23 protein-coding genes and 1 tRNA gene are annotated in these 25,679 nt (G+C 38.5%); 14 read left to right on the top strand and 10 right to left on the bottom strand.

Annotated elements, in window-relative coordinates; all coding sequences use genetic code 11:
* Positions 1-87: 87 nt before the first annotated feature.
* The 10 genes from ALFOR1_RS12395 to ALFOR1_RS12350 all read left to right on the top strand — a co-directional run bounded on the left by ALFOR1_RS12395 (position 88) and on the right by ALFOR1_RS12350 (position 8,413).
* Positions 88-585 (top strand): SPOR domain-containing protein, encoded by a 498-nt coding sequence (locus ALFOR1_RS12395; RefSeq protein ID WP_104643146.1) that lies wholly within the window; start codon positions 88-90, stop codon positions 583-585.
* A 114-nt stretch (positions 586-699) separates the two neighbouring features.
* Positions 700-1,302, top strand: a complete 603-nt coding sequence (locus tag ALFOR1_RS12390; protein WP_104643145.1) for a DUF4402 domain-containing protein — start codon at positions 700-702, stop codon at positions 1,300-1,302.
* A gap of 3 nt (positions 1,303-1,305) precedes the next feature.
* On the top strand, positions 1,306-1,782 hold the full coding sequence (locus ALFOR1_RS12385; protein WP_104643144.1) for a DUF4402 domain-containing protein: 477 nt from the start codon (positions 1,306-1,308) through the stop codon (positions 1,780-1,782).
* 9 nt (positions 1,783-1,791) lie between these two features.
* Entirely contained in the window at positions 1,792-2,622 is an 831-nt protein-coding gene (locus tag ALFOR1_RS12380) for a fimbrial biogenesis chaperone (RefSeq protein WP_104643143.1), read from the top strand.
* Positions 2,609-5,557 (top strand): fimbria/pilus outer membrane usher protein, encoded by a 2,949-nt coding sequence (locus tag ALFOR1_RS12375; protein WP_165491320.1) that lies wholly within the window; start codon positions 2,609-2,611, stop codon positions 5,555-5,557. The genes ALFOR1_RS12380 and ALFOR1_RS12375 overlap by 14 nt, the downstream gene beginning before the upstream one ends.
* Before the next feature lie 10 nt (positions 5,558-5,567).
* Positions 5,568-6,185, top strand: a complete 618-nt coding sequence (locus ALFOR1_RS12370) for an SPOR domain-containing protein (protein WP_104643142.1) — start codon at positions 5,568-5,570, stop codon at positions 6,183-6,185.
* Positions 6,186-6,241: 56 nt separating this feature from the next.
* The gene (locus ALFOR1_RS12365) at positions 6,242-6,835 is read left to right on the top strand and encodes a FlgO family outer membrane protein (RefSeq protein WP_104643141.1); all 594 of its coding nucleotides are present in this window, start codon (positions 6,242-6,244) and stop codon (positions 6,833-6,835) included.
* A gap of 13 nt (positions 6,836-6,848) precedes the next feature.
* Complete coding sequence (locus ALFOR1_RS12360; RefSeq protein WP_058548598.1) at positions 6,849-7,541, top strand: FlgO family outer membrane protein; 693 nt, start codon at positions 6,849-6,851, stop codon at positions 7,539-7,541.
* 7 nt (positions 7,542-7,548) lie between these two features.
* Positions 7,549-8,217 (top strand): FlgO family outer membrane protein, encoded by a 669-nt coding sequence (locus ALFOR1_RS12355; protein WP_058548597.1) that lies wholly within the window; start codon positions 7,549-7,551, stop codon positions 8,215-8,217.
* 121 nt (positions 8,218-8,338) lie between these two features.
* A tRNA-Arg gene (locus tag ALFOR1_RS12350) sits at positions 8,339-8,413 on the top strand.
* A gap of 122 nt (positions 8,414-8,535) precedes the next feature.
* On the opposite strand, the gene ALFOR1_RS12345 is transcribed toward ALFOR1_RS12350, so the two are convergent.
* The 5 genes from ALFOR1_RS12345 to ALFOR1_RS12325 form a co-directional block, all read right to left on the bottom strand.
* Positions 8,536-9,531 (bottom strand): hypothetical protein, encoded by a 996-nt coding sequence (locus tag ALFOR1_RS12345; protein ID WP_104643140.1) that lies wholly within the window; start codon positions 9,529-9,531, stop codon positions 8,536-8,538.
* Between the two features lie 145 nt (positions 9,532-9,676).
* Positions 9,677-10,276 carry a DUF4303 domain-containing protein gene (locus tag ALFOR1_RS12340; protein ID WP_104643139.1) on the bottom strand — a complete coding sequence of 200 codons (600 nt, stop codon included), beginning with the start codon at positions 10,274-10,276 and terminating at the stop codon, positions 9,677-9,679.
* A 123-nt stretch (positions 10,277-10,399) separates the two neighbouring features.
* Positions 10,400-11,332 (bottom strand): DHH family phosphoesterase, encoded by a 933-nt coding sequence (locus tag ALFOR1_RS12335; RefSeq protein WP_104643664.1) that lies wholly within the window; start codon positions 11,330-11,332, stop codon positions 10,400-10,402.
* Positions 11,333-11,485: 153 nt separating this feature from the next.
* A complete protein-coding gene (locus ALFOR1_RS12330; protein ID WP_104643138.1) occupies positions 11,486-12,934 on the bottom strand; it encodes a dihydrolipoyl dehydrogenase in 1,449 nt (482 codons plus the stop codon).
* Between the two features lie 86 nt (positions 12,935-13,020).
* A complete protein-coding gene (locus tag ALFOR1_RS12325) occupies positions 13,021-13,749 on the bottom strand; it encodes a glutathione peroxidase (RefSeq protein ID WP_104643137.1) in 729 nt (242 codons plus the stop codon).
* Between the two features lie 109 nt (positions 13,750-13,858).
* Between ALFOR1_RS12325 and ALFOR1_RS12320 the strand changes: the two genes are divergently transcribed.
* Positions 13,859-14,761 carry a LysR substrate-binding domain-containing protein gene (locus tag ALFOR1_RS12320; RefSeq protein ID WP_104643136.1) on the top strand — a complete coding sequence of 301 codons (903 nt, stop codon included), beginning with the start codon at positions 13,859-13,861 and terminating at the stop codon, positions 14,759-14,761.
* 5 nt (positions 14,762-14,766) lie between these two features.
* Here ALFOR1_RS12320 and ALFOR1_RS12315 read toward each other — a convergent pair whose 3' ends face one another.
* Positions 14,767-15,960 carry a flagellar assembly protein FlgT gene (locus ALFOR1_RS12315; protein ID WP_104643135.1) on the bottom strand — a complete coding sequence of 398 codons (1,194 nt, stop codon included), beginning with the start codon at positions 15,958-15,960 and terminating at the stop codon, positions 14,767-14,769.
* 141 nt (positions 15,961-16,101) lie between these two features.
* On the opposite strand from ALFOR1_RS12315, the gene ALFOR1_RS12310 reads away from it, so the two are divergent.
* The 3 genes from ALFOR1_RS12310 to ALFOR1_RS12300 all read left to right on the top strand — a co-directional run bounded on the left by ALFOR1_RS12310 (position 16,102) and on the right by ALFOR1_RS12300 (position 19,364).
* The gene (locus tag ALFOR1_RS12310) at positions 16,102-16,560 is read left to right on the top strand and encodes an LPP20 family lipoprotein (RefSeq protein WP_104643134.1); all 459 of its coding nucleotides are present in this window, start codon (positions 16,102-16,104) and stop codon (positions 16,558-16,560) included.
* 135 nt (positions 16,561-16,695) lie between these two features.
* Positions 16,696-17,403, top strand: a complete 708-nt coding sequence (locus ALFOR1_RS12305) for a transglutaminase-like cysteine peptidase (protein ID WP_104643133.1) — start codon at positions 16,696-16,698, stop codon at positions 17,401-17,403.
* Positions 17,403-19,364, top strand: a complete 1,962-nt coding sequence (locus ALFOR1_RS12300; RefSeq protein ID WP_104643132.1) for a bifunctional diguanylate cyclase/phosphodiesterase — start codon at positions 17,403-17,405, stop codon at positions 19,362-19,364. The genes ALFOR1_RS12305 and ALFOR1_RS12300 overlap by 1 nt, the downstream gene beginning before the upstream one ends.
* Positions 19,365-19,367: 3 nt before the next feature.
* On the opposite strand, the gene ALFOR1_RS12295 is transcribed toward ALFOR1_RS12300, so the two are convergent.
* The 4 genes from ALFOR1_RS12295 to ALFOR1_RS12280 form a co-directional block, all read right to left on the bottom strand.
* Positions 19,368-19,955: a response regulator transcription factor gene (locus ALFOR1_RS12295; protein WP_104643131.1), complete on the bottom strand. Its 588-nt coding sequence runs from the start codon at positions 19,953-19,955 to the stop codon at positions 19,368-19,370.
* Positions 19,956-19,979: 24 nt separating this feature from the next.
* Positions 19,980-21,401 carry an HlyD family type I secretion periplasmic adaptor subunit gene (locus ALFOR1_RS12290; RefSeq protein ID WP_104643130.1) on the bottom strand — a complete coding sequence of 474 codons (1,422 nt, stop codon included), beginning with the start codon at positions 21,399-21,401 and terminating at the stop codon, positions 19,980-19,982.
* Complete coding sequence (locus tag ALFOR1_RS12285) at positions 21,398-23,536, bottom strand: type I secretion system permease/ATPase (protein WP_058548586.1); 2,139 nt, start codon at positions 23,534-23,536, stop codon at positions 21,398-21,400. Before ALFOR1_RS12285 ends, ALFOR1_RS12290 begins: the two co-directional genes overlap by 4 nt.
* 143 nt (positions 23,537-23,679) lie before the next feature.
* Positions 23,680-25,659, bottom strand: coding sequence for a TolC family outer membrane protein (locus tag ALFOR1_RS12280; RefSeq protein WP_104643129.1), 1,980 nt, complete (start codon positions 25,657-25,659; stop codon positions 23,680-23,682).
* Between the last annotated feature and the right edge of the window lie 20 nt (positions 25,660-25,679).

Genomic DNA, 25,679 nt, shown 5'->3' with positions numbered 1-25,679 from the left:
TGTACTAGTGCGACGGTTAAACAAGAAAGCACGCAACATACCTTAATAACAGACAAACAGGTCAAAGAGTTCGTATCGCAGTGGCATATGCAGCAAGATAGCATCGCCAAATTAACTGCTATGGAAGCGGATTTACAGCTGCTAATTATGGCGTTATCTTCTCAAAGCGAATTGAGTGAAAACCCTCCTTTATTAACCCAAAACAAACCTGATATTACTTATAGCAACGAAGCTGTAAAACCTCTTGAACCTACTACAGTTAATTCTCTTTCTGAGGCTAAATTATCTACCCCTCAGAATTTAGATCTAGCTTTAATAGATGAGTCTAAAGTAGGGGCTCAACTCGGTTGGTATTTAAATCCCGATTTTGCGATTGCGAAAGTTACAAAGCTTAAGGCGTTTTATCCTAATGCATTTTCTCAATTTAGTTTTGCAGTGTTTGAGAACAAAAAAAGCAATATTACGTTGTATGGGTTACGTGTAGGTCCGTTTAAAAGTAATGCTGAGGTAAGCATGTTTTGTTATTTAGTAAATCAATTAGATCAAGCGTGTGATATCGCTGCATTTATAGGAAAGCCAATATAATTGATAAACTAAGCCTTTTGAGCTTATATAGTATTAAAGTATTTGAATTAGTGGTCGATAATAATTACAGTTGGGCAAAATTTAATAAGGCCCATTTTCTCATAAGGATTTAGCATGAAGTTTTATTTATCTACACTAGCTGTAGTTACAGCGGCCAGTTCGTTTAGCTCTTTTGCAGCAACAGAATCATTTGAAGCAAAAGTAACGGTACAAAATGCGGTTGTTCTTACAAAAGATAACGATTTAAGTTTTGGTACTATTCGTGCTATTGCAGATCCAACAGGCGCTGAACAAGCTACACTTGTGGTTAATCCAGACCCTGACGCAAGCCCTGTTTCTACACAGTCAAACCCCGTTAGTAATACTGCAACTATTTCAGTAATAGAGGATGGTGAGGCTGCTGGTTTTAGTGTGTCCGATGTAGTACCTAATTCTATTTTAACTATTACTGATCCGGTAAATACCTTAATAGTGTCTTCTGCAGGACAGGGGGTAAATGAGCCCGACTTTACTGTCGATTCTTGGACATATTTTATAACAAGTGGAACAAATGCGGGGGCGCTTTATACGCAGGGATCTCCTAACTTACAAGCAGGAGCTGACGGCGCTGTATCATTTAATATAGGCGCAACGTTGTCTACTTCGTCAAGTGTATCAAGTGTGGATTATCCTGATGGTGAGTATTCAGGTAGCTTCAATATTGAAGTGTCTTATTGATAAGTGCTTAAGCAAATAATGCGCTTTTTGTATGCTTCGCTATTGCTGATTTTTAGTAAGTCGGTTTATTGCGATAGCATACAGCAAGAGCCTCTCAATTTTGGCACTTTAGTTATTCCTCAAAATAATACCTTAAGCTCTATAACTATTAATCATGAAGGTGAAACTACTACATTTGGTAGTATTTATGTTTTAGCAGAGGGGAACCCCGCAGAGCTTTTATTTACTGGCTTACCTCCTCTTACTCAAGTTTCGTTTAATAAAACAAGTGATTCAACATTGCAAAGCGAAGCACTAGGATCGAATAGTGCTAAGTTTTCGGTGGTCCTAGTGGATTTACCTAGAACGCAAGCTAGCGATGAGTTTGGAGAGCTTTTATTAAAAGTAGGTGGCCGTTTAATTACTACAGGGACAAGCCAAGGTTACTTAGATGGTAGTTTTATTACCGACACACAATTAGAAATTACGATTGATTACTAAAGGAAAAACATGTTTTATAAAGTTGTTGTGCTGCTTGCACTGAGTGTATGTACTATAGGGAAAAGTGCACATGCAAATTTACTTATTTCTCCAACTCGTATTAGTTTTGATGAGCGCCAAAGAACGGCTAAAGTTACCGTAATTAATACGGGCGATAAATATCAAACATATCGTGTTTTGTGGAGCGAAAAGCAAGCGCAGCCAACGGGTGGTTATATACAATTAGCAGAACCTACTAATGAGAGTTTAAGTACAATGGCGCGATTGTCACCAAAACAAATGCGTTTAGCCCCGGGTGAAAAGCAAACAGTAAAAATCGCAATACGTAAGCCTAAAAACTTAGTTTCTGGTGAGTACCGTTCTCACTTATTGTTTCAGGCCCTCCCAGGCGAAAATACTAATAAAACAAGCTCTATAAAAGTAAATATGATTATGAGTTATAGTATTCCCATTCTGTTACGTAAAGACATGCAACAGCCTAATGTAGTCATTGAACAAGCTCAATTAGTTTTAAATAACAGTAATAAACGCCCTCAGTTTTTGCTAAATATAAACCGAGAGGGTAAGTTTAGTAGCTACGGTAAATTAAGTGCTTACTTTGTTGATAGCAATAACGAGCAAGTTAAAATTGCAGAAATTGGCAATTTAAGTATTTATCCCGAAGTAAACAACGCGTTTGTAACGCTTAGCTTATTTAGTGATAAAAATTTAGATAAAACAGGCAAAGTTATTTTTAAATATGAAGGAAGTCAGGAGTATAAAGATCTTGAATTTGCACAATACACGCTTCCTTTAACATCACAATCACTTAATGTATTAACAGTGAATGAAGCTAAATAAATTATTGTGTGTAATATTTGTAGGCATTAGCGCTCTGCTTAGCACTTGTGCAAATGCCAACAAAGGTGCTTCGGTAGAGGATGCTTTAACAACAATACGCGCAATTGAGCTAAAGCTAACTACATCCGTTGATCTAAACGATTATAACGCCGCTAAAGAAAGTCCCCAGCAGCGTATAGCAACTGGGGAGTTATTAATACTCTCGCTTCATTTAAACTCATACTATCTAGGTGAAGTTGCCGCTATTAAGAGCGCCCAAAGTGTGCATGTTAGTTTAAGTGACCTGTTTGATATATTACAATTTGCCATGAATGTAGATGTAAGCAATCGAACAGCTCAAGGCGTTGGAGCAAACCAAAAACCACTTTCCTTAAATGCTGTTGTTACTCCGGCAGTATTTACTAGCTCTTCTCAAAGCTATTTTTTAGCAAAAAACCAAATTACTATTGAAGATGATATTTATGTAGATATTAAAAGCTTACATAGTATTTTAAATCTAGAATTTAGTATTGATTACCCAGATCTAGAGCTATTTATTAGCTCAGAAATACCGCTTCCAGTTGAGTTACAAAGGTACAGGCAATCACGTAATTTTAAATCAGCTAATAAAAAGTCGCCTCCAACGCTTCCCTGGAAAGCAAGCCCTTATCAGGCACTATCCTCCCCAGTGGCTGATTTACAGTTAAACTTTACCGCAAGCGATGATAAGCATTCCACAAACTATTCCCTTTTAGGAACGCAGGATTTTGCTTATTTATCGGCTGAATATTTTTTGGCTGGTCGAAGTACTGATTTACTAACCAATTCTAGGTTAACGTTTACAAAGCAAAATTTAGACAAAAACATAGAAAATGGCTTTATGCCAACAGAAATATCTTTTGGTGATGTAATCGCAACTCAAGTAGGTAATAACTATAACAGCCAGTATGCTCGTGGCATTAAAGTGTCTAATAATGTAACTAATAAAATAATAGTTAATAATCAAATTAATTTAAGTGGTGCTATCCAGCCTGGTTGGGATGTAGAGTTGTACCGCAATGAAATATTAATAGATCAGCAGCTGAGCCTCGCAGATGGTCGATATATTTTTGATAACATAGATTTATTATTTGGAGCTAATAACTTTGAGCTTATTTTTTATGGCCCCCAAGGGCAAGTTGAGCGCAAAAGTGACTATTACTTTGTAGATGGAAATCAGCTCAAAGAAGGGCAAGGCAACTATGAATTATCAGTTACTGAACAAGGTAAGCAGCTACTAAATAATAATGTTTTTAATTCACAAGGGCATGGATGGCAAGTTGCAGGGAGATACGAACAAGGGCTTACTAATAACGTATCTGTTTACTCGGCAGCGTTCGGTCAAAAAAATTCAGATGATGATTTACTCAAATATGCTTTTGGTACCAATATAAGTGTGTTTGACCGGTTACTATTAAATGCAAACATTGAAAAAAACAATAAAAATGAACAAGAATTTGAATTTACAGCTCGAACTCAACTTGCCGAACAATCACTACTTTTTAGTGCCTCTAACCGCACCGACGAACAACAGCAAGATTTTAACAGTTATCAAATAAATTTAGCTGGTGGCCTAATGAATAATATTTATGGGCGACTTTCTTATCAAAATAACTTTTTATATGACGATAGTGATACCAGAGGGCGTTTTAAACAAGTACGCAACCAATTAAATTATTCGTATTCAGGCTTTGCATTAAGTAACCAATTACTATGGCAACACGATAATAGCTCCAAGAGCACATTTGGAACAACACGTTTTCAAAAGCGCTTTGGTAGAACTTACACAAGGTTTGGTGTTGATTATAGGTTATCACCAGTAAGTGAAATTGTAAGTTATGAGGCAGAGTTTAGCCGTAACCTGAGCAGAGACTTACAAGCAGAACTTACTTTAACTGACTCACTCAGTAACAATATTCAATCGGCTGAATTAGGCCTCAACTGGCAAAGTGACAAATTAAGCTTAACAAGTAACGTAAATTACAATAGTAATGATGATTGGCGACTTGGCATTTACAGTCGTTTTAGTCTCGGGTTTGATGTAGAAAACAATACATACTTTATCTCTAAGCACAGCTTAACTAACACGGGTAGCTTAATGCTAAGAGTATTTTTAGATCAAAACAATAACGGCATTATGGATGATGACGAGCGCGGGATAGCCGGCGTTAAAGTCAAAGGGGTTCATAATTACCGCCAAGCAATTACAGATGAACATGGTATTGCGCTATTAACTTCAATGCCTGCAAACCGAACGACAGACATAATACTTGATAGAGATAGCTTTGAAGATCCATTTATAATTCCCGCTAATGATGGCTTTTCTATAACGCCTCGAGCTGGTTTTGTAGAATACATGGATTTTGCGTTAAATAATGCAAGTGAAGTGGAGGGGGTTGTTTATCAGCAAAAAGGTGATGATATACAAGTTCAACCGTTTGCGAGTGTTTCACTGTTGAATAAAAAAGGTGAACAAATTGCGCAAGCTCAAGCTGCATATGATGGTTATTATTTATTTACAGATTTAAAGCCTGGGCAATATAAAGCGGTTATAAATGATGAATATAAACAGCGCAAGAAGCTAAAAAGCACCCAAAATGTCAATGTGTCATTGCCGCCAGAGGGAGATGTTGTAATGGGGGTTGATCTTACATTAAAAGCCCTTAGCGAAATAACAGGCGCTATTGCTAATGCGGGGAGTTTTAGCTCGTTAAACATATTAAAAATTTATTACCGATTAATAGCACCAAAAATAGAGCACAAAAAAGCTTTTTATATACATGATAAAGTTAAAAATAAGTTTATTTTAGCGTTAGGGTATGCAAAAGAAATTTCGCCAGATCTTATCTCTGTATGCAACGCAATAAAAGCGCAAGGGCTTAACTGCACTGTGGAAAAACACAAAATACTCCACTAAAGGAATTAGGATGAAAAGGGCTAAAGTTATTTGTTTAATTAGTGCGGTATTATTAAGTTATGGCTGTGCTAGCAATAAGGTAGTTGATGAGAATGAAAATACTAAAAATTATATAAAAATAACGGCACAAGAACTTGATGAGCTAAAAAAGAGCTCTGAACAATGGCAAAATATGAAGCCCGAACTATCTCGTTTACTGCTTATTGAAGAAGACCTAAGCTTATTAATATCGCAATTAAATACTATTGCAAAGGTAAAGGAAGAAAATACCTCAGTATTAAAGCAAGAAAAAAAAGTGGTTGATAAAGAGCCTAAAACTAACAGATTTAACTCTAACAATAATAACAAAAGTGCTCCAAAGTTTGCTTTACAAGTGCTATCAATTACTCACAAAGAGCAATTAGCTTCTGCGTTTAAGCAGTTACAGAAAAAGGTCCCCGCACTACTTGAATCTAATTACGTTATAAATGTTGAAACAATTAATGTTAAAGGCGTAATGTATAATCGTTTAAAGCTAGGTGCGTATATAAGTAAAGAAAACGCGACAGCTGATTGTCAAAAACTAAAGAGCCAAAGTGTAAATTGTATAGTTAGTTATTATGTCGAACAGCCCTTCATATTAGATTAAATAAGTAGGCATAATAATTGCTTTATCCTCATTATGTTTTAAAGAGGACGGCAACTATGCGCCTTTTACTGCCTTTAGTAATGTTAAATTTAACAGCTTGTAACTTGGTTCCGCCTGAGGAGCCGAGCATACCGACTGACGCCCCTAAAGCGGCAATGGCACCTTATACTGTTAACGAGTACATGGTTAATTTAACCTCACAACTTAACCAAGTAAATGGTGCTTTAAATGCCAATGCGCGCATTGGTGTAAGCAGCTTTTATTACGCAGATGCATTAGATACAAAGCTAGTAACAGGGCAAGCATCGGGCTTGAGCTTGCAAATTCAAGAAAGCTTATTAACTCAGTTTACCCAGCTTGGCTATCATACGGTTGAGTACCGCCTCGGAAACAATCTAATTTTAGCGCAAAATGCAGACAGCATTTTAAGCCGCGACTTAAGTAAATTACGTAATCGCCAAAATATTGACTTAGTGATCACCGGCACAGTGACTCGTCAGCAGCATGCCTATATAGTTAATGCTCGGCTCGTTAATATTGAAAACAAGCAAGTTTTGTCGGCGGGCAGTACAGAGATCCCTATAAATGTAATGTGGGGAAATGAAAAAATTCAGCAGCGTGACGGGTCTTTGTACCGCAGCGAATATTAATCAGGAGCACACCATGAGAAACCTATTAATTACCCTATGTTTGCCATTAGGCTTTGGCTGTTCACAAATGTTAGATTCGCTAAGCCCAGAGGCAAAGCCAGTAGAGCAAGATAATTCAGCTCAGTTGGTATCTGACCAACGTACGGTAAAAGCACCTGAGACTAATACAGCGCTATTTCAATCTAACTTGAACCAGCAAAGTAATTACACTAAAAGCGCGCCTGCAAAGCGAAAAAATATAAATCATTATGTGCGCGGCATAATGCAAGACATGGTGGAAAACTTGCAATATGTGAACGATAAAACACCACTAGCTGTATCTAGTTTTGTATTTTTAGATGATGACTATAGTGATGGTAGCTTACTAGGCAATCAAATAGCCGAAAGCTTTATGCATGAACTACATAGTTTTGGTGTGCCGGTTATCGATTTTAAAACAACCGATTACATGCGTGTAACGCCCGATGGTGACTTTGTATTTAGCCGTGATTACTTGGAGCTAAACCAAGATCAAAACTTTAATTATGTGTTAGCAGGAACGTTAGTAAGCCATCAAGGTGGCGTATTAGTAAATGCGCGTGTAGTGGGTATACAAAGCAAGGCAGTGGTAGGTACTGCGCAAGGGTTTATCCCTCAATCAGTTGTTGATGCACTTAACAGTAGCTATCGCACTGATGGAATAATGCTTAAACAAGCTAGTAAGTGAGGCCAAAATGCATTTTAAATATTTAAATAGCGCAATAGGCTTAGCCATACTTTTAACCTTAGCAGGTTGCTCAATTATTCAAAATAACGAATCAGTAGAGGTTGTTACGCCGGTTGATAATACCCCAAATTACGATTTGACCAGCATGCTACAGTCAGTTCAAGCCGAGCAAAATTCAGAGCCTCAAGATAGCAGTGCGTTTGTGCCTCTTAAGCATCATAAAACGCTTGTTAATTACGTTGAACAAATGGCGCTTGATTTAGTCGACACGCTTGAGTCTGAAGCACAAGATAACAACAGCATTAATATAGCGGTAACAACCATTGTAGATTTAGACGCATCGCTCAATAAAAGTAATCAATTAGGGAATCAAATAGCTGAGAGCTTTATTCATCAGCTGCAAAAATTTGGTTACGGTGTTGTTGACTTCAAAGCTATGAATTCTATTGATGTATCAAACCGAGGTGACTTTGTATTATCTCGCGATATAGAAAAACTGAGTGAAAGCAGCATGGCCAACTACGTATTAGCAGGCACGTTAATTTACCGCCCAAATGGCGTAGCAGTAAATACCCGCGTTATAAACGTGCACAGCAAGCATGTGGTTGCCACTAGTAGAAAACTCATCCCGCTTTATGTACTAAACAAAGAAGATATATATTTATCAAGCAATTAAGTTAATTTTAGCTTGATATGAAAAACAAGATGCCGTTATAATTTTGTAAGCTGTAAGCTGTAAGCTGTAAGCTGTAAGCTGTAAGCTGTAAGCTGTAAGCTGTAAGCTGTAAGCTCGATGTGGCCTCTTAGTTAAATGGATATAACGGCCCCCTCCTAAGGGGCAGTTGCAGGTTCGATTCCTGCAGGGGCTACCAATCAAAACGGAAGGTTATGTCGTCTTCCTGTTGCAATACTAACTTTATAAAGCATTTAAAGCGCGTAATTTAGACTTTTATATCTGTGAATATTTACAATACGGATAGTTGCTAATTTTTTGTTATTTTTGAAAGTTATGAACTAATTTTTGAACGTAAGGGTCCGAGGCACCGTAACTAACAATGAATATATCAAGAGCTGTGGACTCGTATAATTTCAAAGAGCGTTCAATTGCTTCTAAAATCCATTCTGTATTATTACCAAATACACCCCCCCCTAAAAGTGTAAGAAACACTTTATTGTTACCCGTCTTTTGGAAGTTTAAAATAGCAGAACATATAGTTGCCTCATAAGAAGCTTCCAATATTAGTTTGGCAAAATTAGCCCACAACTCTAGTGGTATTTTTGAATATGCAATGGGAAGTGCAGAGCAATAAACTTGAGTTACAGTTTGCTTTAGATCGTTTAGTGTCACCTCTGTATCCCATTGAATCCCGATACGTAATAAACCTCTTAATTTATCAAGTTCAAATTTAGTTAATGATTCAATCTTTGCATTTATTTCTATCAATCCCTCTATAGATGATAAAACGTAGCCATTTTGCATTTTCCATAGGCGATTATTTTTATTTCCTAATGCATCATCAATATCACAAAGACAATTTATTTGATTATCAGATGTTTGACCAACTTCACCATTAACATTTGCAAAATAGTTACGATAAATAGTTCCCGCGCCAGCTGCAATAGCGCAAGCAGGACCTTGAGTGTAATCGTACTCGTATCCATCGACCCCTTGTTCTGGTGTAACGTTTGGAGAAACCATTTCTAACAAATTGAATTGCGAAGCAACTTGAAATAATGCTCCAGCATTTGCTTCTTGCGTATGTAGTTCCTGAACATCCGCGACAATTTCTTGTATGGATATTTTTATATTTCGCGTTTCAATATCGTTAACTCGATTTTGTAATTCGGATAATGATGGTGTTTGCAGTAAACCATGGAAGTACTCATTTCCATTAATATGAGACTTTAAGATATTCCCGTGAACTGATAAATTTTTACGAACTTGTAGTGGAGACTCTTCAGCAAAACCTGTCAGTTTTTCAAACCACATTTAAAGTTCCTTCTAGTTTTATTGCGAACACTATGATAGCCCGTTTTCAAGTGTTTTATTAAATGTGGCTATAACTAAATGCTCTTTATTAAATTATTTTCTACAGTCAATGTAAAAAATTTATTTTTACTAATCATTCGCGCTGTTATGAAACCCCCTCAAATTTTGCCAATACTGATTGTTCAATTTCATTACGGTTGGCAATCATTGTATCAAAATCTATTTTTATATTTTCTAAAACAATGGGTGGGTTAATGCGCTTGATTCTTTCAAATTGAGCCGCTTCGGTTTCATCATATGCAAGTATTGCTATGGTGATTTTGTTACGATCAATACCGTTTGCGAACACACCCTCGGAGTCTAGTTGAATTAAAACCCTTTCTAATGCACTTAACCATTGCTGCCATTGCTCATTTATTTGATCATCAGATGCTGTGTAGTCTATATCATCAAATTCATAGCAGGCTTTTTCTGTATCATTAAAGTATTCGGAGTACATTTCAAGAGAGGGGAAATCAGAAACGTTCCATTTAGCTAATAAAAAATCATCGTCTTCGTTGTCGTATTCTTCTTCATGAACTTTTTTTAAACCTGACAAAGTATTAAACATTGGCAGCAGGCTGTAGCTTCCTGTGAAGTAAAACCCAATAACATAGAGTTCATTACCGTGCTCTTCAATAATCTTAGTGAATGCTACTTTTGATTCTTTATATAGGGTATTTTCAAAATTTTCGATTTTATTCATTAGAGATTAATTCCTTTTAAACTAGTTACTGTCCTTTATTTGGCTATATTAAACCTTATTATCTAATAATAAAAGCGAGCTAAGAATTAGCTCGCTCTATAAGAAGCGTTGTTGATGCTAAACCTAGCCATCACTCGTAATCGTATCAATCAATTCACTAAGCACTGCTTCGGCTTTGCTAGTTTCTACTTGGCAAGTACCTGCATTTAAGTGGCCGCCGCCGCCATATTTAAGGCACAGTTCGCCAACGTTGGTGTTTGAGCTGCGGTTGGTGATTGATTTACCAATGGCAAACACTACGTTTTGTTTTTTAAGGCCCCACATTTTGTGTATTGATATATTACAGTCGGGGTACATGGCGTAAATTACAAAGCGGTTGGTGGCGTAAATGGTTTCTTCTTGTGTTAAATCCAGTACCACTAGGTTTTTATGTACCGTTGCACACTGTGTTATTTGTGCTTTTGCTTTTTCGTTATGCTCGTTATAAAGCGCAACACGTTCGGCTACGTCTTCCATTTTTAAAATGTCTTCGATGCTTTGATCTTTACAGGCATCAATGAGCTTCATCATTAATTGGTAATTTGAAATTTTAAATTCGCGGAAGCGGCCAAGGCCTGTGCGTGCATCCATTATAAAGTTCATTAATACCCAATCGGTTGGGTTGAGTATTTCGTCTTTTGAAAACTGTGCGGCATCGCCTTTATCTACTGCGTCCATCATATCAATGCTGATGTTTGGAAACTTTTCAGCGCCGCCGTAATAATCGTAAACAACGCGCGCAGCAGAGGGGGCTTCTGGATCAATTACATGGTTTTTTATGTCGCTTGCGTTACGTACGGTTTCGCTTAAGTGGTGGTCAAATGCAATATGGCAACCTGCAACGTAGGGGAGGTTAGTGGTGATGTCGTTTGCTGTTATGTCTATTTTTCCATCTTGCATATCTTTTGGGTGTACAAATAAGATGTCGTCAATTAGGTCTAAGTCTTTTAACAGTACGGCGCACACTAAGCCGTCAAAATCGCTGCGGGTGACTAGTCTAAATTTATTATTGGGCATGGCTGTTCCATCTTTTTTAATTGAGTAATCAATTGAGTGTAACAGCAAATATATTTTTTGAGAGATTAGCGTTAAAAAAACACATAAAAAAGCCAAAACAGATGTTTTGGCTTTTTGTTAGCAAGTATGTATTTGTTTTTTACTATATAAACGTTAAGCGCCTGGGCCACATTCCATACAGCTATTAATAATATCTGGGCCAAATTTTAGTTTGGCGTTTAAATCACGCAGTGCGGTACGTAAGCCTTCTTCTATTACTGGGTGGTAAAATGGCATATCTAGCATTTCTGGTACGGTCATTTTATTTTGCACAGCCCATGCCAGTAAGTGGGCTATGTGCTCGGCTTGTGGGCCAATAAATTCTGCACCTAAAAATAAGCCTGTGCCTTGCTCTGCATAAACGCGCATGTGGCCTTTATTTTTTAGCATAACTCGGCTGCGGCCTTGGTTTTCAAAGCTTACTTCGCCTACTTCAAAACAACCACATTCACCTAGGCGTTCTGTAATTTGCTTGTAGCTTTCGCCAACCATTGCTATTTGTGGGTCGCTAAATACAGCAGCAATTTTAGCTCTACGAAGCCCGATACGTACATCTGGGAAACGCCCTGCATTTTGACCAGCGATAGCGCCTTGGTCCGATGCTTCATGTAGCAATGGGATCATGTTGCTGGCATCGCCTGCTATAAATATATTTGATTCTCCACATTGCATGGTATGTGGGTCGGCGTGCGGCACACCGCGATCATCAAGTTCTATGCCTGTGTTCTCTAGGCCTAATTTATCTACATTGGGTACTCGGCCTGTGGCTGCAAGTACGTAGTCAAATTGTTCTGTATGCTTAGCACCTTGTTTGTCGGTGTAAGTTAGTTGGGCTTTATCACCCACTTGCATCATGTCAGATACGTTCGAGTCGGTATCTACAAAAAATTCTTCTGCAAAAACTGTGTTTGCGTAGTCTCTTACTACTGGATCTGTAAGTGGGCCAATTGCGCCACCTACACCAAATAGTTTTACGTTTACGCCTAGTCGGCTAAGTGCTTGGCCAATTTCAAGACCTATAACGCCTGGGCCAAATACCGCGACTGATTCTGGTAGGTCGTCCCAATCAAATACATCATCGTTAATAATTAGCTTGTCGCCAAAGTTATTAAATACGCCAGGGTATGAAGGGCGAGAGCCTGTGGCAATTACAAAGCGTTTAGCGGTTATAATTGTATCGTCATTTATTTGTACACGGTTGGCATCTAAAAATTTAGCGTAACCACGAATTTTATCACCATCTGGTAGTTCATCAACGGCTTCTACTACAAATCCTGCAAAGCGATCTCGTTCACTTTTAACACGTGCCATTACTGCTTTGCCATCAATTTCTGGCTTTGAGCTGTGTACACCAAATGCAGGTGCCATTTCAATTGAGTGAGCGGCTTCGGCTGCGGCAATTAATAATTTGCTTGGCATACAACCAACACGTGCGCATGTTGTGCCGTATGGGCCTGATTCAATCATTAATACGTTTTGTGTGAACTGTTTAGCGTTACGGTATGCACTTAAACCTGCAGTGCCAGCACCTATAACAACAACATCGGTTTGCAATTCTTTCATAGCGTTTTTCCTCTAATAAATAGGGGCATGTATGCCCCTATTTTTACCTATTTACATTAGGTTTTTTTATTTACTTATTATATTAATTAAGCAAAGTAATTTTCTAAATCGTCTGAACCGCCAATGTGTTTACCACCAATAAATATTTGTGGAACAGTGTCACGGCCAGTGATTGCTTTAAGGCTTGTTAATGTTGCGCCTGCACCCATAACAACTTCTTCATATGCATAGCCTTTTTCAGTAAGAAGATCTTTTGCCTTTTTACAGAAAGGGCAACCAGGTTTAGTAAATACAGTTACTGGCTCTGGCTTAATTTGTTTTGGGTTGATGTAGTCAAGCATTGTGTCTGCATCAGATACTTCAAACGGGTCACCTGGTAAATCTGGTTCGATGAACATTTTGTCAATTACGCCATCTTTAACCAGCATAGAGTATCTCCAGCTGCGCTTACCAAAACCTAAGTCGTTCTTGTCTACTAACATGCCCATGCCGTCAGTAAATTCGCCGTTGCCATCTGGTAATAATGTAATGTTTTGCGCTTCTTGGTGCTCAGCCCATGCGTTCATTACAAAGGTATCGTTAACTGATAAACATACAATTTCGTCAACGCCGTTTTTCTTAAATACGCCAGCTAGCTCGTTGTAACGTGGTAAATGCGTTGATGAACATGTTGGGGTAAATGCACCTGGTAATGAAAATACAGCAACGGTTTTACCTTTAAAAATTTCATCTGTTGTTACTGATTTCCATTCGTCGTTTTGACGAGTTGCAAATGTAACGTTTGGGATTGTTTGGCCTTCAATATTCTTTAACATAGTTTGTTCCTCTTGATTTGTTGGAGCCATTATGGCGAATAAATAAATATAGTTCCAATCGTTTGTTTGTATTAAACTAATAGGTATAACCTATCATGCTGTGATGAATATGAACTTAAAAGATTTCGAATACGTTAAAGCAATAGCGCACTATAAGCATTTTCGCAAAGCTGCTGATGCTTGCTTTGTTAGCCAGCCTACATTGAGTGGACAAGTTAAAAAACTTGAGCAAGAGCTTGGTGTTGTGTTGTTCGATCGCTCTACTAAGCAAATAACGTTAACAGCTCAAGGTGAACGTTTATTGACACAAATAGAGATTATTTTAGAGCAAACACAAATCTTAAAAGAGCTTGCAGCGACCTCAAATGAGCCTCTACAGGGTAAAATTACTATCGGGATCATTCCGACCATTGCGCCGTATTTACTACCAGCTTTACTTACTTCAATGAAAGAAGCCTTTAAAGACAGTCAATTTGCGTTTACTGAAATGCAAACGGCAACAATTTTGGATGCGCTTGATAACGGTGAACTCGATTTTGCGATATTAGCCGACGTACCTGAACTTAAAAATTATCATACGATTAATTTGTATAAAGAAGATTTTTTAGTCGCTGTTTCTCACGATAACGCGTTATCTAAACATAAAAAAGTGGCCATAAGCGATTTACAAAATTACAGCCTATTAATGTTAAGTGATGGTCATTGCTTCAAAGATCAAGCCCAAAAGTTTTGTTTTTCGGCTGGGGTTGATGTCTCAAAGCAGTATCAGGGCAATAGCCTTGAAACGTTATTGGCGCTGGTGGCTATGGATGATGGTATTACATTTGTACCTAAACTTGCATGTACACAGCGCATAGGTATTGAATATTTGCCTATATTTCCTAATCAGCAACGCAATGTAGTGTTTGCATGTAGAAAGCATTACCCGCACTTGTCGGGTGTTGAGCAATTAGGTGAGTGGTTAACTAAGCACCCAAATTTAAAAGCTAAATTGAGTGAAAAGCTTAATTAAGCTATTTAAAGATCTTGGCTGATTATTTCTACCACATCATTAATTTGCACACCTGGTAACGGCTTGTCGTCGATGCTAATTGCAATTGCGCTTTGCTGATAAAGCTGCTCTACACGAATGGTGTTAAGTGTTGTAATAGTGTGGGGCATGGTATTACCTTGGGCATCGGTTAAGTAGTTATGATGTGCAATGCTTAGCATCTGGCCTTTTTTAAGCCCGTGCGCTTTACCTAGGTTAATCACTATTTTGCTATTTTCCATGTGCATTATTTTACCTTGAGTTGGCAAACACGCCATAGCTGCTTGAATATCGTAACTTACCGACTGATTTAGTTCGGTTATGCTTTGCCCGTAAGGTGATTGCCAAAACCTATCAGAGTTCACGTCAATAATTGTCGTTTTTTCAAATGGCCAAATTGCTTTAGTGTGATAGCTATTTTGCCAAAGTTGTTCGTATGTTGTGCCATCAAATAATACAAACTCAATGTTGTAACCTCGTTGATAAGCTTCATCTTGCCAAAATGCGTAATCGTTATTTAGTTTATCACTGGTTGATAAATCCGTTATTTGGCTAAGCAATACATATTGAGCGTTACTTCGTGATGCTATTTCTTCTAGTTGCGCATTTGAGTAGTCGTGCTGCTGCGAAAAATATTTATCTACACTAATCGCGTTATTATAATAAGCGATAGGAATAGCACTCATTTTTGATTTTTGCAGTGCGGTAAATATATTTTTGCTAATTGCTTTATTTACGTCAAATATTTGACCCATCATGGCATGCTCGCGATGCACAAGGCGGCTTTGAGTGACCGCTATAAATTTATTAAAGCTATTTTGTGGACATTGCTGTGCTTGAGCAAAAATATCTAAACGTAGGGTAATTGCAAATTTACTGCTGTGGCGGTCTTCGCTTACTAGCTCTATTTTTTGAATTTCTCCATGGCTGCTAATTTTGAGCTGATCTTGCATTAAAACGCCATCTACCAAGGTTTGCACAGAGCTTACACGTGCTCCTGAGAATACAAGAGCTTGAGTTATGGCATCTTTAATAGCCGCTGATTTAGCCGCTGCTACATCGCCATTTTGAATTTGTGCATGGCCTGTAGATTCATACCACTGTGCTTTAGTAAAAGCCGAAAACGTTAATAAAGCAGTTGCACTTAAGCCTGCAAATGCCAATGATAAAAACGACTTCATACTCTTACTCCAATTAAACTTTAGCTAGTAAGGTGTTTAGAGCAAGGACTGTACCAATGTTATTTCAGCGCATTGTTTAGCTTATAAATGGCATTAAACGTGCATAGATTGCTGTAATTAGTTTTTTAAGGGCGATGTGCTATGCGAGTAATTTCATTATTAATTACACTTGGGTGTTTAAGCTTAAGTGGCTGTAGCAGTATTTTTGATAAACATGTTGAGTACAAATACGTAGAGCCAAATAATTATCCTGTTTTAAAAGCAGTAGGCTATGCGCCTATAAGTTTGCAAAGTGGTGCTAATTTATCGCAAAAACAGTTAATGGCAATTAAAGCGTCAAAGCTTGAAGCCTACCGTGAACTTACCGAGCAGGTGTACGGGCAAAAAATTACCGCTGGCACCACGGTGGAAGGCTCAATTGCACAAGATGATTATTTACAAAGCCAAGTGCAAGGTATTATTAAAGGCGCTCAAATAATTAAAACCTACGCTGTAGATGATACCTACATTACAGAGCTTGAGCTTAATATGAAGCGCGTACACGATTTGTACATAGGCGAAGTAAAACCTCGTGAGGTTAAAAAGGTCACTTACTACTAAATTACGACCGCTATTAAAAAACTCTTACAAAATATCTCATCCTCTTATATTGAGTGCTATGCTGTTGTTAGGATTAATTTTTAAACAGACTGCGTAGTGCTCAACCGATGTATTTTATTGCTACAAGTAGTATAAATGGCGCTTAAGCCAACTCATATTCGTCCCACGTTTTTTACATGGTGCAAAGCCAATTTGCGCTACCTATTGCTGTTTTTTTTACTTTCTAGTGGTGTTTTTGCAAGCCGCCTGAGTATTCAATTTAATACGTTTATTGAGCTTATGGGGCAAAAGTATGGCCCTGCGCGAGTAGCTGTTGCCCGTAGTTGGCAAAGTATGTTGGTACAAACACAAAATAAGCCAGAGCAACAACAAATACTTATAGTAAACGACTTTTTTGCACGTAACTTACGTTATCAAACCGATATATTACTTTGGAAACAAAACGACTATTGGGCCACCCCATTAGAAACATTAGGCCGAGGCTTGGGAGATTGCGAAGACTACGCAATTGCAAAATACATTAGTTTAAGAGCATTAGGTGTGAGCGACGATAAGTTAAGGCTTATTTACGTAAAAGCAAAGCTAGCAGGTTCAAACAAAACTCAAGCACACATGGTGCTTGGTTATTTTGCTACACCTAACGCTCAACCACTTATTTTAGACAGTTTAATTACAAAGGTTTTACCTGCTGCAAAACGTGTAGATTTAAGCCCTGTTTTTAGCTTTAACAGCCAAGGTTTATGGGCTAATAATTCAACCAAAAGTGTCGCTAGCCCAACAGCAAGGCTTTCTCGCTGGCGTAAAATTTTGGAGCAGACAACCAATGAAGGAGTTATGTGGTAATGGCATCATTTTCCTTATCTAACTATTTTAAAAAGCGCAAAATTACGCTTCGACAAGAGCTTTGGATTGCATTGCTAATTGTTATTTTTGTTGGGTTTGTTAGCAGTGTTTTAATTAGCACTAATTCGGCTAAAAGTTACTTTTCTACTCAGTTGTATTTAAAAAATGTAGATAACGCAAGCTCACTTGCGTTAATGATTAGCCAGCTAGACAAAGACCCCGTAGAACTTGAGTTATTGGTATCTGCCACGTTTGATACTGGGCACTACAAACGCATTGAACTTCAAGACCCTAATGGTGAGGTAATAATTAAACGCACTTTTACAGATGAGCTTGAAGCGTCTGCGCCAAACTGGTTTAAAGCAATATATGGGCTAAATGTGCAGCCAGGGGTAGGGCAAGTAAATAATGGATGGCAACAGTTTGGTACGTTATTTATAGAAAGCCATAGTCAGTACGCAGAGCAAGCCCTATGGGAAAGTGCACTTAAGCTGTTTTTTAGCTTTTTAATAGTCGCTTTTTTTGCTTGTATAGTTAGTGCTTACTTTTTAAGTAGAATATTAAAACCACTAGATGATGTGGTTTATCAGGCAAACGCGTTTGGAGAAAAACGCTTTATTAAATCTAAGGTGCCGCGCACATTTGAGTTTGCTCGACTAGTACAGTCAATGAATCAGTTATCAACTCGTTTTAGCCGCATTATTAAAGAAGACAGTAAGCGCTTAGAAGAGCTTAGGTTTAAGTCGCAGCATGACGAATTAACCGGTTTGGCTAATCGTGAATATTTTGGCGCTACGCTTGAGGCGCATTTACAAAAGTCGAAAGATCATGCTCATGGTGCTTTATTTTTATTTAGAATTGTAAACTTAGATCAAATTAGTGAGCAAATTAGCCGGGTCGAAATGGTTAATTTTTTGCGCCGTTTTTCAGATATGCTAATTGGGTTTTTAGAGTTAAACCAAGAGCATTTTTCTGAAAACTACATTGCGCGTATCTCTCATAGTGATTTTACGGTTTTATTTAGTGATATAGACGACATAGAGCAATTAAGTGAAAGAGTTAAGGTTATGCATCAGGCTTTTATTGAAGAATATAAAAGCGTTAAGTTAGCAATTCCTCATAGCTGTACATACATACTAAAAGAGGATTCGAGGTTTGATGTATTAAAGCGTGTTGATGAGTTATTAAAATCGGGCAATACCAAGCAGGTGGCTGTTCGTGCTAAAGAAGTCGACAGTAAACAAAAAAGCGAGTTATTTGATGACGCCACAAGTTGGCAAAGTGCAATAGAGTCTGCTTTAGATAATCAAACTCTCGAAATAAACTCCCTCCCAGTAATGAGCTTTACAGGGCAGTTAATGCAAAATCAGCTAGGGCTAAGCCTAGAGCTTGGTGGGCAACTGTACCGCGCAAGTTATTACTACCAATGGGCTAACCGTTTAAAGCTATTAGCACGCTTAGATTGGGGGTTAATTAAACAGTTAGTTAGTGAATATAATGTTGAGCCGCCAAACGAGCTTATTTCAGTTGAGCTTTCGTCGCAAACTTTATTAGATGATACGGCTCTTGCTTCTATATTAACTTACTTATCGGCATTTCCTGAGTTAGCCTCAAAAATTTGCTTTGATATTCGTGAAAGTATTGCGGTTAGCGAAATCGAAATATTTAAAGACTTTTGTGAGCAAGTTAGGTGTATGGGTGCAAAAGTAGCCTTAAAACGGGTAGGACCTGAGTTTACCAAAATTAAGAAAATTCAAGAGTTTGGCTTAGAAATGATTAAAATTGATAGTGTGTATGGTCACAACATTAGCTACAGCCAAGACAATCAAACCTTTTTACGTGGTGTGTGTACTCTCGCACATTCTATTGGTATTAAGGTGGTGGCTCAGGGAGTTACTAGCCAAGATGATTTAGACACCCTTATTAATCTTGGCTTTGATGGAGTTATTAAAGAGTCGTAAAAGTTAATGCCCTTTTACGACTAACATTAATTGAATTCGGTCGCGTACTTTTAGTTTATTGAATATAGAGCTCATATGCTCTTTAATAGTGCGCTCTGTAATGTTTAATGACTCTGCGGCTTGTTTATTGGTGGCGCCTGTAACCACAATACCAACTACCTGGCGCTCTCGTTTGGTGAGCGAGTCAAGGTTGCATGAATGCGTATAGTTAAACTGAGTTTGTGATAAAGCACCAACTAGGTTTGACAGCAATTGACCTGGCAGCCAAATACCTCCTGAGCAGGCTGTTTCTAATACTTGTTCAATAATAACCTTAGCAGCTAAAGCCTCTACATAACCTCTTGCGCCAGCCTCTAGGGCTGCTCTGAGTTCGTTAATTTCAAGCTCGTTGGTCATTACTATAACGAGTAAACGCTGTTGCGAATATTTTTTAACAAGTTCGAGCCAATTAGAGGTGCCAGCTAAAATCCAAATAACATTGGATGCTGTTACTCTGTTAGGTTCTTTTGTGCATATTACACAACCCGGAAACGCTGTGTGCCAGTGTTTCGACTCAAACTCAGGTTGTGTAATAAAAATACTTTGACGCATTATTTCTCCGTTTATATAAATGCTTTAACGCTCTGTCATTGCTTGTGATGTTGCTCTGAGAACAGGTTTTAAAAGATACTCAAGTACGGTTTTTTTACCGGTAATAATGTCTACTTGAGTGGTCATCCCTGGGATAATAGTTAGTTCTTTAGAAAAGTTATTTTTGGTGGTTTTTAACTGCACCAAGTAAAACGTGTTTTCTCTATCGTCTGTTATGGTGTCTGCGCTGATGTGTAATACTTCTGCCTCTAGGCCACCGTACACAGCAAAGTCGTAGGCGCTAAATTTGATCATAGCTGGCTGCCCAGGGCGTAAAAAAGCAATGTCTTTTGGTGGAATTTTTGCCTCTACAACTAGTTGGTCATCCAGTGGTACTATTTCCATAACGTCACTGCCTGGTTGTAAAATACCGCCTACTGTATTGACTAATAAGCGTTGTACAGTGCCTTTAACTGGCGAGCGAATTTCAGTTTGAGTGACTTTATCGGCAAGGCCAGATTCCGTTTCTTTAATCGACTCTAAGCGAAGTAGTGCCTCAGATAACTCATTGTTCCAGCGGTTTATCATCGCAAGTTCAACTTCGGTAACCTTATTCTTAGCTTCATTAATTGCCGAAAGACTTCGGTTTATAACTGCTTTGGTTCGGTTTACTTCGCCAGTAATATCGACTAGTTCTCGCTCTAATCTAATAATATCGATATCAGATACGGCACCTGTACGCAGTAGTGGGCGAGTTACTTTAAGCTCTCTATTGGTTAGCCTTAATGCGTTGGTATGCTGCTGTAGCGCCGCTTTAGCTTCAATATGATCTTGTCGACGCTGTTCAAGCTGACGCTTATGTATTGCCACCTGTTGCTCAAGCTCTTGTCGATTACTTAAGTAAATAGATTGCTCATGTATAACGGCTTCAGGTACGTCTTTAGCTAAACCGTCAGGGAAAATAAGTTCTTCTTTTTTAGTTAATGCTTTCAAGCGTGCAACCTTCGCAGTAAGTGACTGCACTTTTGATTGATTTTCTCTAAAGCTAGAAATAAAACGAGTAGGGTCAATTTTAATAAGTACATCGCCTTCGTTAACTATTTGCCCTTCACGTACATTTATTTTTTCTACCATGCCGCCATCGTAGGATTGAACCAACTGTAATTTATTCGAGGGGATAACTCGCCCTTCTCCACGTGCAACCTCATCTAAATTAGCAAATCCAGCCCATACAATAAGGCTTATAAATGCAATGCAAATTAAATAAAGCAGTAACCTTGCACTGGCGGGCTCTTGCTGCATTTTTTCCCATTGGGCATCTACTACCCAGTCTTGCGTGTTTGGTGGCGAGAGCCATCCACTAAATAATTTATTGAAAACTGATGGCTTGCCTTTTTTTCTGGATTCAATAGCCCTACTTACAGATTCGAAGGAGCGTTGTTCTAGTGGTTTTTTGTCATTACTCATGATGCTTGCTCCACTGTTTTATTATTTAATGCAGCAATTACTTTTTGCTTAGGACCGTCGGCAACTACTTTGCCATTGTCTAATACAATAATACGGTCAACTAGCTCAAGTAATGATGAGCGATGTGTAACTACAATTAAGGTTTTATCTGTAGAGCATTTTTTTAGATTATTAATGATCTTGTTTTCGCTGTTGTGATCAAGCGACGACGTTGGCTCATCTAATAATAAAATTGGCGGGTCGTTAATTAATGCTCTTGCCATTCCCACAGCTTGGCGTTGGCCACCTGAAAGTTGCCTGCCTAGCTCGCCTACTTGCAAGTCGAAGCCGTCTGGATGTGAGTTTATTAAATCAAATAATTGGCTTCGCTCACACGCTTCTATAATTTGCTCATCTTTAGCATGCCAGGCACTCATGGTTAAGTTATCTTTTAAAGTACCAAAAAATAATGAAATGGTTTGAGGCACATAACCAATATTGTGACGAAGTTCTGCCGGATCTATTTGATGAATATCGTTATTGTCCATTAAAATATTACCTGAGCTTGGCTCGTATAGACCTAAAATGAGCTTTTCTAAGGTACTTTTACCTGAACCATTTCGACCTAAAATAGCGACCTTTTCGCCTGCTTTTATTTTAAAACTAACCCCGTTAAGCGCATTGTGTGATTCGTCAGAGTACTTAAAGCACACATCTTTAAATTCTATATCGCCTTTTAAAATAGGGTGACTTAACCAATGTTTACCAGTAGGGCGTTCTATCTCTTTTTCCATTATTTCGTTAAGAGATTGCATAGCAATAGCAGCATGGTGGTACTGCGCTAAAACTGCAGCAGACTGCCCAATGGGGCCCATAGCACGAGATGAGAGTAAATAGGCGGCTATTAAGCCACCTTGGGTGAGTTCGCCTTCGATAACTAAGTGAACACCAATTATCATTATGATCACACCTACACATTGTTGTATCCACGACGCAGTATTAGATATTGAGCTGGAAACTAATCGGCTTTGTGCATTTACTTGGGCAATGTATATGGTTGATTTTTCCCACGTGGATTGTGTTTTGCACTCAGAGTGAAAGCTTTTTACATCTTCTATATTTGTTAGGCTCTCTACTAAGACTGCGTTTCGCATTGAGCTTGCCTTCATTGTTTGCTCTGAAAGTGCTTCAAGTTTACGGTGCGCCGCTATAGCATAGGTAAGTAATATAAGCGCGCCTGCAATGATAGGAAGGCTCAGAGGGACGCCAATAATTGCTATAACAATCAGGTATAAAACAACAAAGGGGAGGTCTACTAAGGCTACAAGCGTAATAGAACTAAAAAAGTTTCTTACCGCTTCAAAAGATTGTATGTTACTTGCAAAAGACCCCGCTGAAGATGGGCGATTTTCAAGCTTCATGCCTAAAACTCGCTCCATGATCACCGCTGATACTTTTACGTCAATTCTGCTGGCAGCCAGCTCTACAAAATAGCCGCGTACTAACCTAAGTGCAAAGTCAGCGGTTAAGGCTATTAAAATTCCTATCGCGAGTACCCAAAGAGTTTCGGTGGCATGGTTTGGCACAACGCGGTCATACACGTTCATTACAAATAAAGGCATAGCAACAGAAAGCACGCCAAGCGCAATAGCAGATATAATCACGTCTTTGTAAAGTGATCGACACTCCTTTATTACGCCCCAAAACCATCCATCTTTTGATAGTTTTTCGAGTACTGGTGTACGTTCGTCAAATGCAAATTCGGGTTGAGCATAAATAACCATATCAACGCTTGTTAATGCCAGCTCATCAATGCTTTGCTCAATAACAGATTCAGTTAACTCTGGGTAAATAACACTCACGAGATTGTTGCTAAAATCGATTTTAGTAACAACGCATGCTTGGTTATCTTTTAATATTAAAATGGCGGGTAATAGTGCTGTATTTATTTTTTGTAGTGGCTTATTAACTACTTTTGATTTAAAACCAATACGTTTAGCCGCGCGTGCAAATCCTGAAGGAGTAAGGTTCCCGTCGCTAAGTGGTAAGCCATTTAAAAGGGCTTCTCTTGAAAAATCTTTATCATGGTGGCGACATAGCACTGCTAAGCAGTCGACTAATTTGCCACCGTGATCAAGTACATCATTTAATTCCATAAACCATCCAATGTTATGAAGAACTACAAGCGGTTGTTACTACTTAACCTAAACCCTACATAAAAGGCTTTTACTTAAGCTTTTAGATAAAGTTTAGGTTATTTACATAACGCTAATTGCCTTTGTGTTTAAACTGGTTGGTATTAACTATCAGTAATAACGGCTTCAATACGTCTGTTTTGTGCATTAGCCCTTACTGATATTTCGTTTACACGTGGTTGATCAATGCCATAACCCAATGATTTAACACGGTTAGGCTCTATACCAAATTGCTCAATTAGCATTTGTGCAACGCTAAAAGCACGTTGTTCAGATAGTTTTCGGTTGTAAGTTTTATCCCCATCTAAAGAAGCATGACCTTGAATTTCCACCATTTTATTTGGGTTTTGTTTTAAAAAATCAGCTAGCCTTTCGACTTCACGTATATACTCAGAACGAACTTCACTAGAATCAGCTGAAAAAGGGATCCCTATTTCTACAGAGTCTGTTTCTGGGCTGTATAAAGTACATCCTGACAAATCAACATTCGTTGCCGCTGGTGTACTTGGGCAAGTGTCTTGCTCGTTTGGCACACCGTCACCGTCGTCATCTAAAAACTCTCCACTCGGTGCAGTATTTGTCTCTAGCGGAATATCAAGATAGCGAGGCATTGCCGTTACACTCATATAGGCGTTATCTTGCTTGGCCTTTTTTTGTAAAAAGGCTTTACGGCTAAAGGTTGTGGCTACGTCGTAGGTTGGACAAATATTTTGTGCATCGTGAACAATAGGATCGTCGGTCAAATCTTCTATAGATGGGTATTGATCTGACATTACGTTTAGCGCGGGTAGAAGTTTCCCCATTTCTTTTAGCATTGTTAAAATAGCCGACTGCCGATCGTAAAGCGCAACTATGTATGAACGAGTTGACTGAAATGACTCATTTTCTGCATCAAGTACGTCTAGTAATGTACGTTGACCTATATCAAATTGGTCTTTGTAAGCTATTTTTACTTTAGTTGAAGATGCTCTGTGCTGATCTAGTGCGGGTAGTTTCTGCTCAAGTATAGTCACATTATGGTATGCAATTTGTAAGCTTTGGCGAATATCAATACACGCTTGATCTCGTTGGTATTTAGCAATGTTTATATCTTGATAGGCTTGCTCAAGATTAGCGCTATCAAGCCCACCATTATATAAGTTGTAGCTTATATCTATGCCTACACGGGCTTCTGTTCTGGTTTCGTTTTGCCCAAGCTCATCTCTATCTTGGCTGCCATAACGGGCAGATAAATCTACATTAGGATGAAACGCGGCTTTTTGCGCTTCGGCATTCGCTTTTTGCGCCTCTATATTATACAAAGACGCATAAAAGGTAGGGCTGTTTTTATACGCTATGCTAAGCGCTTGATTGACTGAAATAGGGATATTATCTTCATTCAGATCTGCTTGTTTAATCTCTTGTAACGGAAGCTCTCCTACAACTCGTAAATAACGTGCACTTACGTCATGTAAATTTGCGTACTCTGTAAGTACATTCGATTGCGCAAGCGATAAACGTCCGCTAATTTGCTCTAAATCGGCCGCCCGTGCTACGCCTGCGCTTACACTTTGTTCTATTTGTTGGTATACCGATTCATGCTCTTGTAGGTTAGCTTCAGCAAGCTGAACTAGCTCTTTAAATTTTTGTACATCAAGTAATGCTATTGAGGCTTCAAGCGCTGTTTGCTCTGTTTGCGTTATAAGCTCAAAATAGCGAATAAGCTGAATACGCTTAAAGCGGTCAACGGTATTAGATGTTCTAAACCCATCGTAAAGCATTTGAGTAACACTTAGCTCTGCTGTATTTCGATTGTATTCTTCTTCAACTCCATAATTTCTTCTCTCGTAGCCTGCGCTGGCAGATACGTCAACACTGGGTAAATAACCAGAACGTGCAGCATCGACTCCATAAATAGAGGATTTAAATGCATGCCACGCTTCTTGGACTTCAGGATTATTCTCTATGGCTTTACTAGAAACATAGGTTAGGGGCATAGCTGATTCGCTTGTAGCTTGCGCGTAACTAGACAGAGCGGCCGATGCTACGGCTAACCCAATTAAAATATTTCCATGATGCTTTTTAAAAGTGTTTTTTGTAATCATTTCTTCCTCTTAGATCCTGT

It is taken from the genome of Pseudoalteromonas carrageenovora IAM 12662, from assembly GCF_900239935.1.
Lineage (GTDB): Bacteria > Pseudomonadota > Gammaproteobacteria > Enterobacterales > Alteromonadaceae > Pseudoalteromonas > Pseudoalteromonas carrageenovora.
This window is presented reverse-complemented; position numbering and strand designations above follow the sequence as displayed.